Source organism: Pseudoalteromonas sp. P1-16-1b, assembly GCF_001401785.1.
GTDB lineage: Bacteria > Pseudomonadota > Gammaproteobacteria > Enterobacterales > Alteromonadaceae > Pseudoalteromonas > Pseudoalteromonas undina.
On record NZ_LKGQ01000016.1, the window covers coordinates 72,187 to 87,960 of the forward strand.

The 15,774-nt window shown below is 38.6% G+C and carries 11 protein-coding genes; 7 read left to right on the forward strand and 4 right to left on the reverse strand.

Annotation, left to right across the window (positions count from 1 at the left end):
• Window positions 1-14: 14 nt before the first annotated feature.
• On the reverse strand, window positions 15-1,658 hold the full coding sequence (locus AN392_RS12405; protein ID WP_010390773.1) for a methyl-accepting chemotaxis protein: 1,644 nt from the start codon (window positions 1,656-1,658) through the stop codon (window positions 15-17).
• A 375-nt stretch (window positions 1,659-2,033) separates the two neighbouring features.
• Window positions 2,034-2,771 (reverse strand): DUF4198 domain-containing protein, encoded by a 738-nt coding sequence (locus AN392_RS12410; protein ID WP_055012893.1) that lies wholly within the window; start codon window positions 2,769-2,771, stop codon window positions 2,034-2,036.
• A gap of 246 nt (window positions 2,772-3,017) precedes the next feature.
• Here AN392_RS12410 and AN392_RS12415 point away from each other — a divergent pair, with 246 nt between their 5' ends.
• Window positions 3,018-5,126, forward strand: coding sequence for a TonB-dependent siderophore receptor (locus AN392_RS12415; RefSeq protein ID WP_055012894.1), 2,109 nt, complete (start codon window positions 3,018-3,020; stop codon window positions 5,124-5,126).
• Between the two features lie 41 nt (window positions 5,127-5,167).
• On the opposite strand, the gene AN392_RS12420 is transcribed toward AN392_RS12415, so the two are convergent.
• The gene (locus tag AN392_RS12420) at window positions 5,168-5,548 is read right to left on the reverse strand and encodes a hypothetical protein (RefSeq protein ID WP_055012895.1); all 381 of its coding nucleotides are present in this window, start codon (window positions 5,546-5,548) and stop codon (window positions 5,168-5,170) included.
• An 875-nt stretch (window positions 5,549-6,423) separates the two neighbouring features.
• Here AN392_RS12420 and AN392_RS12430 point away from each other — a divergent pair.
• From AN392_RS12430 to AN392_RS12445, 4 genes are all read left to right on the forward strand, one after another.
• The gene (locus AN392_RS12430; protein WP_055012897.1) at window positions 6,424-8,490 is read left to right on the forward strand and encodes a catalase; all 2,067 of its coding nucleotides are present in this window, start codon (window positions 6,424-6,426) and stop codon (window positions 8,488-8,490) included.
• 87 nt (window positions 8,491-8,577) lie between these two features.
• The gene (locus AN392_RS12435; RefSeq protein WP_010390779.1) at window positions 8,578-9,561 is read left to right on the forward strand and encodes a DNA topoisomerase IB; all 984 of its coding nucleotides are present in this window, start codon (window positions 8,578-8,580) and stop codon (window positions 9,559-9,561) included.
• A 214-nt stretch (window positions 9,562-9,775) separates the two neighbouring features.
• The gene (locus tag AN392_RS12440; RefSeq protein ID WP_010390780.1) at window positions 9,776-10,270 is read left to right on the forward strand and encodes a general stress protein; all 495 of its coding nucleotides are present in this window, start codon (window positions 9,776-9,778) and stop codon (window positions 10,268-10,270) included.
• Window positions 10,271-10,388: 118 nt separating this feature from the next.
• Complete coding sequence (locus tag AN392_RS12445; RefSeq protein WP_055012898.1) at window positions 10,389-10,982, forward strand: ACP phosphodiesterase; 594 nt, start codon at window positions 10,389-10,391, stop codon at window positions 10,980-10,982.
• A 23-nt stretch (window positions 10,983-11,005) separates the two neighbouring features.
• Here AN392_RS12445 and AN392_RS12450 read toward each other — a convergent pair whose 3' ends face one another.
• A complete protein-coding gene (locus AN392_RS12450; protein ID WP_055012899.1) occupies window positions 11,006-11,314 on the reverse strand; it encodes a hypothetical protein in 309 nt (102 codons plus the stop codon).
• A gap of 175 nt (window positions 11,315-11,489) precedes the next feature.
• Between AN392_RS12450 and AN392_RS12455 the strand changes: the two genes are divergently transcribed.
• Together AN392_RS12455 and AN392_RS12460 are read left to right on the forward strand one after the other, a co-directional pair.
• Window positions 11,490-12,587: an efflux RND transporter periplasmic adaptor subunit gene (locus AN392_RS12455; protein ID WP_055012900.1), complete on the forward strand. Its 1,098-nt coding sequence runs from the start codon at window positions 11,490-11,492 to the stop codon at window positions 12,585-12,587.
• 22 nt (window positions 12,588-12,609) lie between these two features.
• On the forward strand, window positions 12,610-15,771 hold the full coding sequence (locus AN392_RS12460) for an efflux RND transporter permease subunit (RefSeq protein ID WP_055012901.1): 3,162 nt from the start codon (window positions 12,610-12,612) through the stop codon (window positions 15,769-15,771).
• Window positions 15,772-15,774: the final 3 nt, after the last annotated feature.

Consider the following 15,774-nt stretch of genomic DNA (forward strand, 5'->3'; position numbering starts at 1 on the left):
GAGAAGCCCAGCACTTACACTTTAAACTGTTGTACCAGTTTTAATAAGTTATTGCCTAGTATTGCCATTTCGTTACTTGCTGTTGATGTTTGCTCAGTTGCAGCTGATGATTGCTCTGTCACTTGTTTAATATTAACAACGTTGCGGCTGATCTCATCTGCGACCACGGCTTGTTGTTCAGCGGCTGAGGCTATTTGCGCGTTCATATCATTAATTGCGCTGCTGTAGTCATTGATTGTTCGCAGGGTTTCACCTGTTTTACTCACTTTTTCAACAACTAAGTCTGTTTGTTGTTGGCTTTTGGTCATTACCTCAATGGCGGTTAATATTCCGGATTGAAACTTATCGATCATTTGTTCTATGTTGGTGGCCGACTCTTTAGTTCGTTGTGCTAAGGTTCTTACTTCATCAGCAACTACTGCAAAACCTCGGCCTTGCTCACCCGCTCTTGCGGCTTCAATGGCGGCATTTAATGCCAATAAGTTTGTTTGTTCAGATACGCCTTTAATAACATCTAATATGGTACTTATATTTTCGCTGTCGGCTTGTAGCTTTTCAATTGCAGAGGCGGATTGATTAATTTCTTTAGTAAGGTTATCAACCGCGTGAACTGTTTCGTTCACCATGCTTTCACCGGCTTTAGCATTATTATTTGAATCACTTGCTGAACTGGCTGCATTTTCTGCGCTATTTGCAACGTCTTGAATTGTTGCATTCATTTGCGTCATAGCGGTGGCAACTTGTTGCGTTTCATCATGCAGCTTTTTAACTGCTGCACTTGTGGTGTTACTAACTATTGAAAGCTCTTCGGAAGTTGATGCAACCTGAGTGGTTTCAGATGCCACTGAGGTTATTGTGGTGCGAATTTTAGCAACAAATTTATTAAATGCGCGGGCAACGTCGCCGGTTTCATCTTTTGATGAATCGTCGACTGTTACGGTTAAATCACCTTCGCCATCGGCAATATCGTTCATTCTATGTGAAAGGCGATTAAGTGCGCCGGTAATTCTCGAAGAGATAAAAATGGCAATAACAATACCTGCGATTAAGCCTGTAAGGGTAATGACAAGCATTAAGCTATATGCAGAGGAGTGCCGTGCTTGAGCTTCTAACTCGTCATTTGCCATATCTTGTTCGATTGCATTTACTAAATTAGCCATTTGAGAAATGGCTAAATCGTTTAGCCTCCTGCCTTCATTTTTAGATAAGACTATTGCTTTGTCGTTTAAATCAGCTCTTGCTAGATCACGAATTTGAAGATTTACCTCAATATATTCATCCCATGTCGCGGCAAATTCATCGAGTAAACGTTTACCGTTGTCATTAACTAAATTGCGAAGAGTTGCACGTCGCTCTAGCATTTCATCTCGCGTTTGAGCTATGAAGTCGGCGTATTCATCCATGGCTGCTTTTGAGTCTGCCAAAATTATATTTTTTTCAGCTCGAGATACAGCTAAAGCGCCTTGATTGACTCTAGCTGCCAGTTTTACTTTTTCAGCTGAAACATTAATTATTTTACTCATCTGATCATTCATTATGGAAAGGTTATATATACCAATCCCAGCAGTAACAATTAGCATGATGATTATTAGACTAAAACTCGCTAATAATTTTGCTTTAATTGAAGTGAAACCAATCTGATTTAAATTTGAGATCATTTTTAAATTCCTTTTGGCAGTCCATTTATCGACTTGTATCTTTGAAAAATAACAGGTTCGTTGTAGCACCACTAATTAATAAACTGTAGAACAAAAATTTAATAAATAAAGGTTGGTTTTTAATCAGGTTAATTGTGTTATTTTTGATAGACGAGAGAGTTATGAACTTTATTTATTATAATTCCCCGACTTTAATGATTAATATTTTATAAATAAAAGTGTGATATTTTGGGGTTTTTTTTCTTTTTTTATTAAATAGTTAGGTTTTTAAGGCTACTTTTTAAATTATCACCGCTTAGGGCTAAACAGTGATAATTGAGAATGAAAAGTCAGCCAGCGAGTAAGGAATTGAGCTGACTTGACTGTATTTAACGTTTACTCTGCGGCGTGGGGTAAAACAAATGAGAGTGTGGCTAAATGCTCGGTTTTATCAAATACATTTAAATTCGTGCTTTTTTCGTCGTAGATTGCGGCTATTACGTTTAAGCCTTGGTTACGCAATGGCAATGTGACCAAGCCGTCATCATTACTAACTATTGCTTCTTGATCTGGATCGTTTACTAAATCATTGATTACTTTAGCACCTTGAACAGCTTTACTATTGAAAGTTATGCGGTAACTAACCATAGCTCCTTTTTGATCTGAAAATTCTTCGCCTACAGGAAGAATTTGCAATTGCTGATTTTTAAGCGCAGGTACTTGGGTAAGCGGGCCACGTAAATGTACTGCGTACTTTTTAGTATGTTCGCTTAATAGTGCATTGGGGATTGCATCTCGACCTTTAGCAAACCATTTACCTTCCTTTGTTTTACTCCATAACCCATTATCGAGCATGCCAGTAACCGCATAAACGGTTTTATCATTTAGCAGCATCATAGGCCCTGACTCAACAAGCTTTACGTTTTGTTGTTGCCAGTTTTTGTTATAGCCAGTAATGCTTTTAATTTTATTTTGTCGTTTTACGGTATCTAAATCTTGTGCGCCTTCGCCATATATAAAGGCCAACTGTGATGAGCGCTCTGCAAACCATATTGCATGGGCCTGTGTTTGTTCGCTGTATGCGCTTGATATTGATGTGACTAATGCCATGCAGGTGAAAGGTAATATTTTCATTTTTTTCTCTAAATTTTAGGAGGTATTTATTTTTCGATGTTGAATACGTTTAATTCAAAAAGAAAAAACAGCCTCTAATAACTTTGTAAAATTTGTTGCTGTAGGGTAGCTCTTTTTATTCTACTTGTATATTATTGCAAATAACAATAATTACCATTTGTATTTCATGTTTATTTAATCGGCCTTACTAAAAAAATTTTAGTAAAAACTTAACCGATTAAGCTTGCATGATATCTAAGAGATAGAATGAACTTAATAAATCGATACCAAATATCTGCCATATCAATTGCTATAAGTACCATTTTAGCGCCTTCTGTATACGCAGCTTCAGCGTCAGCTAACATAGAGAAAATAGCGGTTACGGGTGTTAGACAAGCTTTTCGTGGCGATGTGCCCTTAAGCGAGCAACCACAAAGTATTGAGTTTATATCAGCAGAAAGCCTCGATGACGCAGGAGTGACTACACTCACCGATATATTTGATCTAACGCCGAGTATTTCTGAACAAAATGATTTTGGTGGATTGTGGGAAAGCTTTGCAATACGTGGCTTAGTAGGCGATGAGAATATTCCTTCAGGCTTTTTAATTAATGGTTTTTCATCGGGTCGAAGTTTTAGCGGTACCCGCGATACCAGTAATATTGATTATGTAGAAGTGATGAAAGGGCCTGGCTCTGCTCTTTATGGTCGCTCTGAGCCTGGCGGTACTATTAATATCATCACTAAAAAGCCACAGTTTGAAGAACAAGGCTCTTTGAAAGTATCTGCAGGGAGCTGGCAGAGTTATCGCGCTGAAGGTGACTACACTAATGCTATTACCAATGAACTCGCTTTTAGAGTAAATGGTGCAATTGAAGACGGTGAGGGTTTTAGAGACTACCACGAAAATAAAAAAACGGTGATCACACCTTCAATTCTTTGGTTAATATCCGACACAACAAAATTAAATTATGAACTAGAGTATGTTGATCAGAGTGTGACGTTTGACCGTGGCATTGTTGCCCTAGACGGGAAGATAGACGCATTACCTATTGAAACGTTTTTAGGTGAGCCAAGCGATAAACCAACAGAGGTTGATGCGATTTCTCATCAACTGACTTTTGAGCATCAAATAGGGCAATGGTCACTTTTAAATGGGCTTAGCTATAGCGATTCTAAATTTATAAGCGAATCGAGTGATGCTGAACTCGCCCCTAGCAGGCAGGTTTATTTTACTGACGGCGAAACTTTAAGTCGGCAACATAACGAGCGTGATTTTCAAACTAAAAATATTTCAGCCCGCACTGAGATAAGTGGTAGCGTTACTGCTGCTGGGTTTACCCATCATTTATTAATAGGTGCCGATGCCAGCAAGTTTGATTTTGATAAACTTTGGTATAGATATCGCCCTACGCTTGAAGATACGCGCTATGCCATTAATATGTATAACCCCGAGTATGGGCAAACAGCACCCGAAGGTTCACTTTTATTTAACAGCACTGAAGTACAGCACAGCTATGGGATTTATATTCAAGATCAAATCGAAGTCACTGAGCAGTGGAAAGTACAAGTGGGCGGTCGTTATGATTGGTTTGATCAGCAAATAGATAATCATATTAATCAAAGTCAGTCTAAAAGCAATCAGAGTACATTCAGCCCACGAGTAGGCTTAGTGTATGCTTACTCAGACGACATACAGTATTACAGCAGTTACTCTGAAGGTTTTAGGCCAAACAGTGGTTACGATATAAATGGTGATGCATTTGAGCCAGAATCAACAACCTCTATTGAGGCGGGTGTTAAATTTAGCACCGATACCCTAAATGGTAGCTTTACTGTATTTAGCGCCGAAAAAAGCAATATGTTGACCACAGATTTGCAAGCAGGCGTATCGACGGCGTTAGGTGAGGTAACTAGCGAAGGCGTTGAGTTTGATTTACACGGTTATATTACAGAGCGCACCTCATTTGATTTGGCCTATACCTACACAGATGCAAAAACAGCAAACGACACGGTTAATACAGATTGGTGGGTAAAATTACCAAAAGGTAGCCCTTTACTTAATATTCCTAAACACAGTGCAAATGCACGTATTAAAAGAGAATTGAATGATTTAATCGATTTAAATGCAAGCGTTGGTATAGCTGTTCAGTATGAGGGGGAACGCTTAGGTGAAACCATAGACCCTACGTATTACTTACCTTCGTATACACTGGTGAACCTGTTCGCAACTTACAACGTTAATGAAGATGTGATTGTACAACTGAACATTAATAACGTACTGGATAAAGAATATTACTCAAATTCTTACTCTGCAATTTGGACTCAACCAGGTGAGCCAGTCAATTATAAACTGAGCTTAAAATATAACTTTTAACTTACCCTTGGGGCAGGCTTAAAGATGCTTGCCCCATCACCTTACTCAGGCTGTGCTTCTGTTCCAAGTAAAGCGTCAATGTAGGCGAGTTCTTCGCTAAAAATACCACTGAAAAATGCATTCTGTTCAATTATTAAGGCGTCATTAGGTTGAGCTTTGTAGCTTTGCTGGCATCTGATAATTTCACGGGTTAACCACGAGCACTCATTGCTTGCAGTGTTTATAGCTGTTTTTAAAAAAGAGGGCCATTTGATTTTTTGTAAATTAAAGCGATAGAGCATTACAGCTATACGCCCATAGGCTTGTTGCTTTTGTGATGGTGGGTTACCACCCGTTACTGCATCATTGTTTAATAGTTTGCTGTTGAACAGTGCTTGTTGCAGCGCGACTTGCTGTGGCTTACTTAAAAAAGTCGTTGTCATAATGCGTGAGTAGCCTTGGTTGCAATAGAAAATAGCATTTAGTATTAAAGGCTAAGCAAGGCGTTTTACGACTCAAGCAGCACCGAAAAAATGCAGCAACAGTGATAACAAAGTTGGCCTGACTCTTTACTGAATTATCAAAATACAATTGTAATTGGTTAGATAGTTTTGAAGTATATTAGCATCAATATTTTAATATTAAGGCAGCCAATAATTGAATTGGGTAATTTGCTAAGTGATTGTAATTAAATAGGTTTTTAAAGTAATGAAGATGTTTTTATCATTTTTTAAAAATCTTTTATATTGTCATATCTAATAATTTACTAGGTCAAATCTATCACTCATCCGCAGAGACAGATGTTATTGCTTAAGGTGTTTTATCTGTTGAGTTATCAATCTGCGCTAGGTGTTACTGAGAAACATGAGTTGTATACTTTATTAAGCTGTGGGCGTTATGCAGTAAGCCTTTTAAAGAAACTATGCCCAGATAAAGGGAGTAAATTTTCATTATCTAAACTTACATGTGCAAAAGCAGAACGCTATTTTAAACAAGAAAAAAGCTGAGTAGCATCTTGCGTTCAAACCTTTCTTAACCCTCAATACAGACAAAGTTCTCACTAAATCTATCATTGTAAAAATACAGTAATAATGAAAATCAGAACAAGCTGATTGCTTAGTAATTTAATAAAATGATGCTCTGAGGAAAGCTTACATTTGTTGTGTAATTTTTATAGTTTGTATTGGTGAAATATTTTCATTTCTTTCTTAATTATTGATTTTAAAACTATTTATAGATGGTCTTTATTTTGCTTGGTTATTGTTTTTTAACCCTATAAAAATATAGCAATCAAAAAATTATTTAAGGAAGAAAAGTTATGGCAGAGTCATTTAAGTATGCAAATAATAAAGGACATGCAGGAGAGCTTCATCAAAAAGCTAATAAAGACCATCCAGTAATGACAACCGCACAAGGTTGCCCTATCAGTGACAATCAAAATTCATTAAAAGCAGGTCAACGCGGACCAGGACTATTGGAAGATCATGTGTTACGAGAAAAGTTGTTTCACTTTGATCACGAGCGAATTCCTGAGCGAGTTGTTCACGCAAGAGGGTATGGTGCACATGGTTACTTTGAAACGTATGATGCTTTAGATGATTTGACTTCTGCTGATATTTTTCAACGTAAAGGTGAAAAAACACCTGTTTTTGCACGCTTTTCAACAGTGGCGGGTAATCAGGGCTCGCCTGATTTAGCACGTGATGTGCGAGGTTTTGCCGTTAAGTTTTATACGCAGGAAGGTAATTGGGATCTGGTAGGCAATAATATCCCAGTTTTTTTCATTCAAGACGCGATGAAGTTTCCCGACCTTATACATAGCGCAAAAGCAGAACCAGATCGTGGTTTTCCACAAGCGCAAACAGCCCACGATAATTTTTGGGATTTTGTAAGTTTGTCGCCAGAATCCATGCACATGGTTATGTGGGCAATGTCAGATAGAGCTATCCCGCGCTCATTAAGGTTTATGGAAGGGTTTGGCGTTCATACTTTTAAGTTTATTAATGCACAAGGTGAAGAAAAATTTGTTAAGTTCCACTGGAAACCTAAAGGCGGTATGCAGTCAGTGGTTTGGAATGAGGCATTGAAATTAAATGGCGCTGATCCTGATTTTCATCGTCGTGATATGTGGGAATCAATTAATAATGATGACTATCCGGAATGGGAGCTGGGCATTCAAGTATTTGATCAAAAATTTGCTGAAGAGTTCGAGTTCGATGTTTTTGATGCCACTAAACTGATACCCGAAGAGCAAGTACCAGTTAAAGTTATTGGTAAAATGGTACTCAATCGAGTCGTAGACAACTTCTTCGCAGAAACCGAACAGGTTGCATTTTGTACTCAAAATATAGTGCCTGGGCTTGATTTTACTCCCGATCCTTTATTGCAGGGCCGTAATTTTTCGTACCTAGATACACAAACCAAGCGGTTAGGTGGCCCTAATTTCACACAAATTCCTGTTAATGCACCAAAATGCCCGATGAGACATTTTCTTCAAGATGGCCACATGGCAATGCAGAACCCCAAAGGCCGGGTTAATTACGAACCTAATTCATTCAGCGGGGGTGAAAACAACCCGCGAGAGTGCCCTGTACACGGATTCAAAAGCTCAGAATCTGAAACTGACGGGGGTAAATTACGCTATCGCTCAGAAACATTTAGTGATCACTATAGCCAAGCGCGCCAATTCTATTTAAGTCAAACTGACATTGAGCAAACGCATATTCAAGATGCTTTGATTTTTGAGTTATCTAAAGTAGAGCATTTACGTATCAGAGAACGCGTGGTTTCTCATCTGTTAAACATTGATAACAAGCTTGCTGAGCAAGTTGCATTGGGTTTAGGTTTACAAACTATGCCAGATGCCGCAGAAGCTGCACTTGATACCCGTCAAGATTTACCAGTATCTGATGCGCTAAGTATTTTAAAAAATGCGCCAAATACATTTAAAGGCAGGAAGCTTGGTATATTAGTAAGTGATGGTTTTGATGCTGAAACCTTTAATTTATTAACACAAAGCCTTAAAGAGGAAGGTGCAAGTCATGAAGTTATTGCGGCTCAAGTTGGTGGTGCTAAAAACAGTAATGGCGAGGTTGTTGAGGCCGATCAAGTGATTAATGGCGGTCCTTCGGTGCTTTACGACGCAATAGTTCTGCTTACCACTAATGAAGGCGCTAAAAAGTTTGCTGAAATACCGGAGGCGAAAGATTTTGTCAGTGATGCTTATGCACATATGAAGTATATCGGCTTTAGTGATAAAGCAACTCCTTTAATCGAGGCTACGGGTTTAAATGGACAGCTTGATGATGGCTGGTTGGATTTAAATAAAATTTCCGCAAGTGAGTTTGTCTCAAAAATTCGTAATCTTAGGTATTGGAGCCGATAAATCGCATAAATTGGGGCTAGTGAGAACTCGCCCTTGTTATTGATGGCACCGTTTGATTTGAGGATTACAAAAATTTAAAGGAATAAAATGAAACTAATTTATGTCGATGATAACTTGCCGGGTATTACTCGAAAGAGGCATGAAAACCAATGGGTTTATTATGATCCTGCAGGAAAGAAAATACATGATAAAGATGAAATAGAGCGGTTAGACAGTCTCGCTTTTCCCCCCGCATACAAAGATGTATGGTTATGCCCAGAAGAAAATGGGCATATTTTAGCTACTGGCTACGACAACAAAGACCGCAAGCAATACTTTTATCATCCCGAGTTTAGGGAGCAGCAAGAGCTTAAAAAGTTTGAAGCATGTGTTTTATTTGGAAATAAACTGCCTTTGTTAAGAGCAAAACTATCGGAATATTTGCGAGGTAATGAACTTGATTGCCAGCGCACAATTGCAGCCGTTGTACGTTTAATGGACCTTGGAGCTCTGCGCGTTGGTTCTAAAAAAAATGCCAAACATAACAATAGTTTTGGTGCTACGACATTACGTAGCCGGCATGCAAAACTAACGGGTAAAAATATTCGCTTAAAGTATAAAGCAAAATCCGGTAAGCAAAGAGAAGTGAATATAACAGATAAAGTGCTTAGCTCTATCATACAGCAGTTGCAAGATTTGCCTGGGCAGAGCTTATTCCAATATATCGATGAAGGCGAGTGTTGTGATGTTACCTCCAAAGAAGTGAATGAGTTTATTCAAAGTGTTATGGGTGAGCAGTTTAGTGCAAAACATTTTAGAACATGGCGGGCCAGTGTTTTGGCATTTGAAGTCTTACATAAATCAAACGGCCAGCTTTCGCTTAAAGATATGTTAGGTAGCGTTTCAAGTAATTTAGGGAATACCCCAGCAATAGCTCGTAATTCATATATTCATCCAAAGTTGATTGAGCTGTGTAAAGGAGGTAAAGAAGCTCTAAAGGACTTTAATAACTTAGACAAACTACCCCGTAAGACTAAGTATCTAAGTCGCTATGAGCGTGGGTTGTTGATATTTTTAGAAGAACAAAGCTAATAACGTTAATCTCTTTGTAATTCTACTCATATTTCAATCGCTTGAGTTATACCTATGTGTGTGAACTTTTTACAACTTCTAGCAACTTTTACTTTAAAACGTAGAGTTCTACTTTGCTTTTTTTATTTATCTTTCTGATTTTAAAGGATTAAAACTTTGGTTTGAATGTTGCTAATTACTAAGCGTACTTTCTTAAACAAATAAAGGAGTTATTATGAGTACTGTTATTACTGGGTTATTCGATAATGCATCACAAGCAACATTAGCCATTTATAGATTAGAAGCTTTAGGTGTAAGTGAGGCGGATATAAGCATTGTTGCTAACGACTCGTATACAAAGGAAGACTTTGCTGTAGATGAAGGTACCAAAGCTTCAGAGGGCGGTTTGCTGGGCGCTGCATCTGGTGGCGTGTTAGCGGCAATTATTGGTGGTTTTACCGCTGTTGGTGCAGTCGCTTCGGGTGGTGCAGGCTTATTAGTCGCAGGTCCTTTGGTTTCAGCACTTGCAGCTGGTGGCGCCGGTGCTGCCGTTGGTGGGACTCTAGGTGCAGCAATCGGCGCATTTATTCCAGAACATGAAATTAAGTATTATGAAGACGCAATTGAGAAGGGTTCAATACTCGTCGGTGTTAAATATAACAGCGATAACAAAAATAGTATTGAAGAAATTCTTGATAATGCTGGTGCAAGCAAGGTTTCAAAAGCGTAATATTTCAGGATGCACTATAAGTATCTAAAAAGTATAAAGGTGGAACTGCGTTCCATCTTTTTACGCGTTTGATTTTTAAAACTATCTGAGCTTAGTATATTAATCTATATGGAAACCAATGAATTATTTAGCTCACCTTTATTTAGCAAAGCCTACGGCTGATTCTCATTTTGGCAACTTACTGGGAGATTTTGGTGGTCAACGACAGCTAACATACATACCGACAAGTGTTAAAAGTGCGCTAGGTAACCATTATTTAGTGGATAAATTTACTGATGCACACCCTTTAGTTAAAGAAGCTAAACAGCTTTTTTCACCCAAGCGCAGGCGCTTTGCAGGCGTGGCTGTTGATGTGGTGTTTGATCATTTTCTGATTGCGCATTGGCAGCAGTTTAATAACCAATCACTGATTGATTTTAAGCAAACCAGTTATGCGCTTTTGGATAAGCGTATACCTGTAATGCCTACACGAATGCAACGTGTAGTAACCAGTATGACACAAAACGATTGGTTTAAAGAGTATGAAAGCGTTGATGGGGTTGGGCGGGCGCTTGATAATATTGCTAAACGGGTTCGCTTTACTAATAATTTTGCAGGCACCGCTGAAGATATAACCCGACATTATAGTGAGCTAGATGGACTGTTTTTAGCGTTTTTTCCTGAGCTAATTGAACACGTTAATAAGTTTAATTTGGAGAGCGCACCAAAGTAGAGTGAGCTTACAAAATAAGTGGTTTAGTCGTCTGCTCCTTTTAAGGTAAATACTAAATGTTTACGCATATCTTTTAAAATTACGCCTTTTTTAAGCATTGCACCGCTTAAGCGCTTTTGCCATTTTAATAACTCAGGCTCTGCCGCAGTTAGTGCCTGTTGGTTTTCAAACTGAAAACACATTAGTAAAGAGCCCGGAAATAAATGATATTCCACATCAAACCAGCACTGCAGCATACCTGGAATTTCAGCACGGCCTTGCTCTTCTATTTTGTCAGCAACATTGAGGACGAGTGCTTGTTGTTTAACTTGCACAGCAGATAGTTTTTTCATGGGAGAAGATCCAATTTAGAGGCTAAGAATACAGCCGGAATAATGCATTATACCCAAGCTTTCAGGGTGATAACAATGTTAGCCATACTTTAAATTAGATGGCTCATAGTGAAGACTGATTGTGGTTAGTTTAGTAGTTCAATCGGTTTGAATACACTATTTATCAAGGGAAATTATGAATCATATAGTTGTTTTTTTAGTTATTATTTTTATGCTGTCAGGGTGCTCTGAAGAGCAAGTTCCTGAGCAAAAATTAAAACCTGTTTCTGCCATTGAGTTAAAAAAAACTAACTCGTTTGATAGTCGTATTTTGTCAGGTGTTATTCAACCTGCAGATACAACGACCTTAACATTTGAGGTTAGCGGAAAGGTTGAAGACGTTTTTTTTGATATTGGTGAAGCTTTTGATAAAGGTGAGCCCCTCGCCAAACTAGAACAAACAAAGTATTTATTGGCAGTGCAAGAGGCCAAAGGACAGGTCTCTAATGCAAAGGCTACGATGCTAAATGTTAAGCAGGATTTTGAACGTAAAGCGTCACTGGTTGATGATGGTGCGGTGTCTGGCGCGCAATACGATGCTGCAAAGTCTCAATATGAGAGCGCCAAGGATAAAGTCGATATTGCTCAAGTGCGATTAGCGATGGCAAAAGAAAAGTTAAAAGATACTACATTGATTGCGCCCTATGCTGGGACTATCTCAAAACGTAATATTGAACCTTCGCAACAAGTTAGCCCTAATATCTCGGCACTTTTAATCCAAGGTAAAGAAAGTTTTGAAGTCTCAGCGCTTGCGCCTGAAGGGCTTCTCTCCTCGTTAACTATTGATAAACCGGCAAAGGTAACTATTTCAGCTTTAGATAAATCGTTGAATGCTAAAATTAAAGAAATTGGCTCAGCTGCTCAAGGAGCGAATGCTTTTCCTATTATTTTAAAAATCTCAGCTAATGATATCGCAGGTATCAGAACGGGTATGAGTGCAGAAGTGCAATTTAAACAACAGCAGGGAGAAAGCGATGGTTTTATGGTGCCTGTAAGTGCAATCATGGCAAAAGAAAATAACCAACACTTTGTTTTTAAACTGATAACAACAGCGCAAGCTGACTACGTTTTACAAAAAACAACAGTGGATGTAATGAAATTTTTTGCGCAAAAAGCGCAAATTAAAGGAGATTTAAAAGAGGGGGAACAAATTGTTAACGCGGGAATGGCTTTTTTACACGATGGGCAAAAAGTAACGCTTATCGAAGGCGAAATTAAGCGACTTAACCCATAACCCGTGACGGAGATTTAAAACAATGAAGATCCCTACTATTTCAGAGCTTGCTCTTGATCATAATCGCCTTATGTTAGCTATTGTTTTTGGCCTTATGTTATTTGGCGCCTTTAGTTATTATCAACTACCAAAGCAAGAAGATCCTAAAATAAAAATTCGTGAAGCTGTTGTCACAACAGCTTATCCGGGGATGAGCGCAAAAAAAGTAGAGTTGTTGATCACTAAAACACTCGAAGAAGCTATTCGTGAAATGCCCAGTATTGCCGAAATTCGCTCAGTATCTATTCCTGGTCGTTCTATTATTCACGCTGAGCTTAAGCAAAGTGTTGAGCAAAGTGAGTTTGATCAACAATGGGATAAACTGCGCGATCAAATAAACGCAGTGCGTGATGACTTACCCAATGGGACATTGCCTTATGTAGTAAACGATGATTTTGGTGATGTTGCCGTATTAACAGTGGCACTTATTGCTGATCCTGCCTACAGTATGGGCGATCGCCAAGATGTGGCGCAACACATTGCTGATATGCTGCATCAAGTTGAGGGCACTAAAAAAATTGATATTTTGGGCATTCAACAAGAGCGTATTTTTATTGAAATTGAAAATGCTAAGCTCGCTCAACTGGGTATTGCACCTGAACAATTAATTGCCGCTTTGAAAAACCAAAATATTATACGCCCTAGTGGGGTTATTGACGCCAATGGCAAAAACTTTATTATTCAACCTTCAGGAAATTACCAAAACCTTGCCGATATTAGAAATACACTTATCAGTGTGCCTAACCAGCCTGAAACAATATTGCTGCGCGATATTGCTAAAATAAGCCGTAAAGTGGTCGATCCCCCATCAAGAACAAGCTATTACAATAATCGCCAAGCCATTATTTTTGCCATATCTAAGGATGAACAAGCGGATGTGCTTAAGTTCACTCCTAAAATAGAAGCGATGATAGCTCAAATTAACCAAACTATTCCTGCAGGCTATCAATTAAAAAATATTACGCGCCAAGCCGATGTGGTTGAAGATGCAGTATTTGGTGTGACTTTTAGTGTTTTGCAAACCATCGTTATAGTATCAATTGTGGTAGTGATGTTTTTAGGCTTACGCACTGGTCTGATTGTGGGCTCGATTGTGCCAGCAGCGATTTTAATTACGCTTTCAGTTATGAACTTTATGGGTATTCCATTAGAGCGTATGTCGCTAGCTACTTTAATTATTGCGCTTGGTCTTTTGGTTGATGATGGCATAATAATGGCTGAAGATTTTAAAAAGCGTATCGAAGATGGCGAAACGCGTGATACAGCTGTACGTAATACCTCCGGCACTCTTGCTATACCGTCTTTAACTTCATCATTAACAACTATTCTTGTGTTTTTACCTCTTATGTTGGCACAAAGTAGTGCCGGTGAATATACGCGCTCGATCTCCTTGGTGGTGCTAATTGCATTACTTACTTCTTGGGCGCTAAGCCTGACATTTACTACTTATTTATGTCATCGCTTTGTTAAAAAAGAAACGAGGCAAAAGCAAAATATTGTTCGACGTAAAATTAATCGCTTTTTTGATAGCCTCACCCCGGTTTACGAAAAAGCATTACGACAAATTATGCGTGCGCGTATTGCGTTTGTTGTTGTTATTTTAGGACTATTTTTGGCAGGGGGCTGGGCTATGAGTCTAGTGCCTGCAAAGTTTTTTCCAGATTCTGATCGAGCACAAATTTTAGTGTACCTTGATATGCCAGCGGGTACTTCAATGCGTAAAACTGACGCAACGGTGCAGGCTATTTCAAAAAAATTGGATGATAAAGAACACTTTCCACATATTGAAAAATATGCGGCCTATGCTGGATTTGGTGGTCCTCGGTTTGTTTTATCACTTACACCTATCGACCCCGAACCTTCAAAAGCATTTTTTATGATTGATGTAGGTGAACGAAAGTTCGCCGATCCTACATTAAAGAGAGTGCGAGAGATGTTTGCTCAAGATTTCCCTGGTGTGATGGGGCGTGTTACGAAAATGTTCTTAGGGCCATCTGATTCTTCACTAATAGAGATTCAAGTTAAAGGTCCTGATAGTGATTATATTTATTCTGTTAGCGATGAAATTAAAACTTTGTTGCGAAATGTAGATGGCACGTTTGATATTAAAAGCGATTGGGAAAACCGCATTACGACACTTAAACTTGAGGTTAATCAGCAAAATGCTCGTCGTGCCGGAATTAGCTCAAATGATGTTGCCCAAGCGTTAGAAACCTATTTTTCTGGACGCATAATATCCGAGTTTCGTGAAGGTGATGATATATTCCCTATTGTATTAAGGGCACAAGACAGGGAGCGTTACGATTTAGATCGGATCAATAGTGTAAGTATTTATTCTTCTGCTAGAGGCGTCAGTGTTCCTTTAATGCAAGTGGCCGAGATTCGCTATGAAACGCAATTTGCGCGAATTGCGCGTGAAAATTTATTTCGTACCGTAACGGTACAAGCTAAAAATCAAATTATGTCGGCGCAAAGTATGATGCCCTTACTTGAAGAGAAGCTTGCTAAAATAAAAGAAAAATTACCACCTGGATATAAAATTGAATACGACGGGGTGATTGGAGACTCCGCGGAATCGCAAGCTGCTATTTTAGCTAATTTACCGCTGTGTATTGCCATTATGGTGTTTATTATTATTGCGCAGTTTCGCTCTTACCGTGCAACCAGTATTGTATTTTTAACCGTACCCCTAATTATTATTGGTGCTGCTTTTGGTTTGTTGGTTATGCAAGCAAACTTTGGGTTTATGGTTATTTTAGGTTTATATGCGCTTGCCGGTATTATCATTAATAATGCGGTGATTTTAATAGACCGAATAAATATTGAACGTAAACAGATAGAGTACTCAGAGCAACAAACCGCAGAGCAGTCTAATCAACAAAACTTTGAGGCGGTAATCAATGCTTCTTTAAGGCGTTTACGCCCTATTTTGATGTCTACTTGCACAACGATAATAGGCTTAATGCCACTTATTTTATCTAAAGATGTTTTGTTTTATGGTCAAGCAAGCACTATTGCGTTTGGTCTTGCAATGGGAACAATTTTAACATTAGGATTTGTTCCTGTTGTGTATACGTTTTTCTTTAAAATAAAGCCAGTTAAATCAGATAAACATCAAACCCAGCGTGAGTCAGAGCAGGCTTAATAT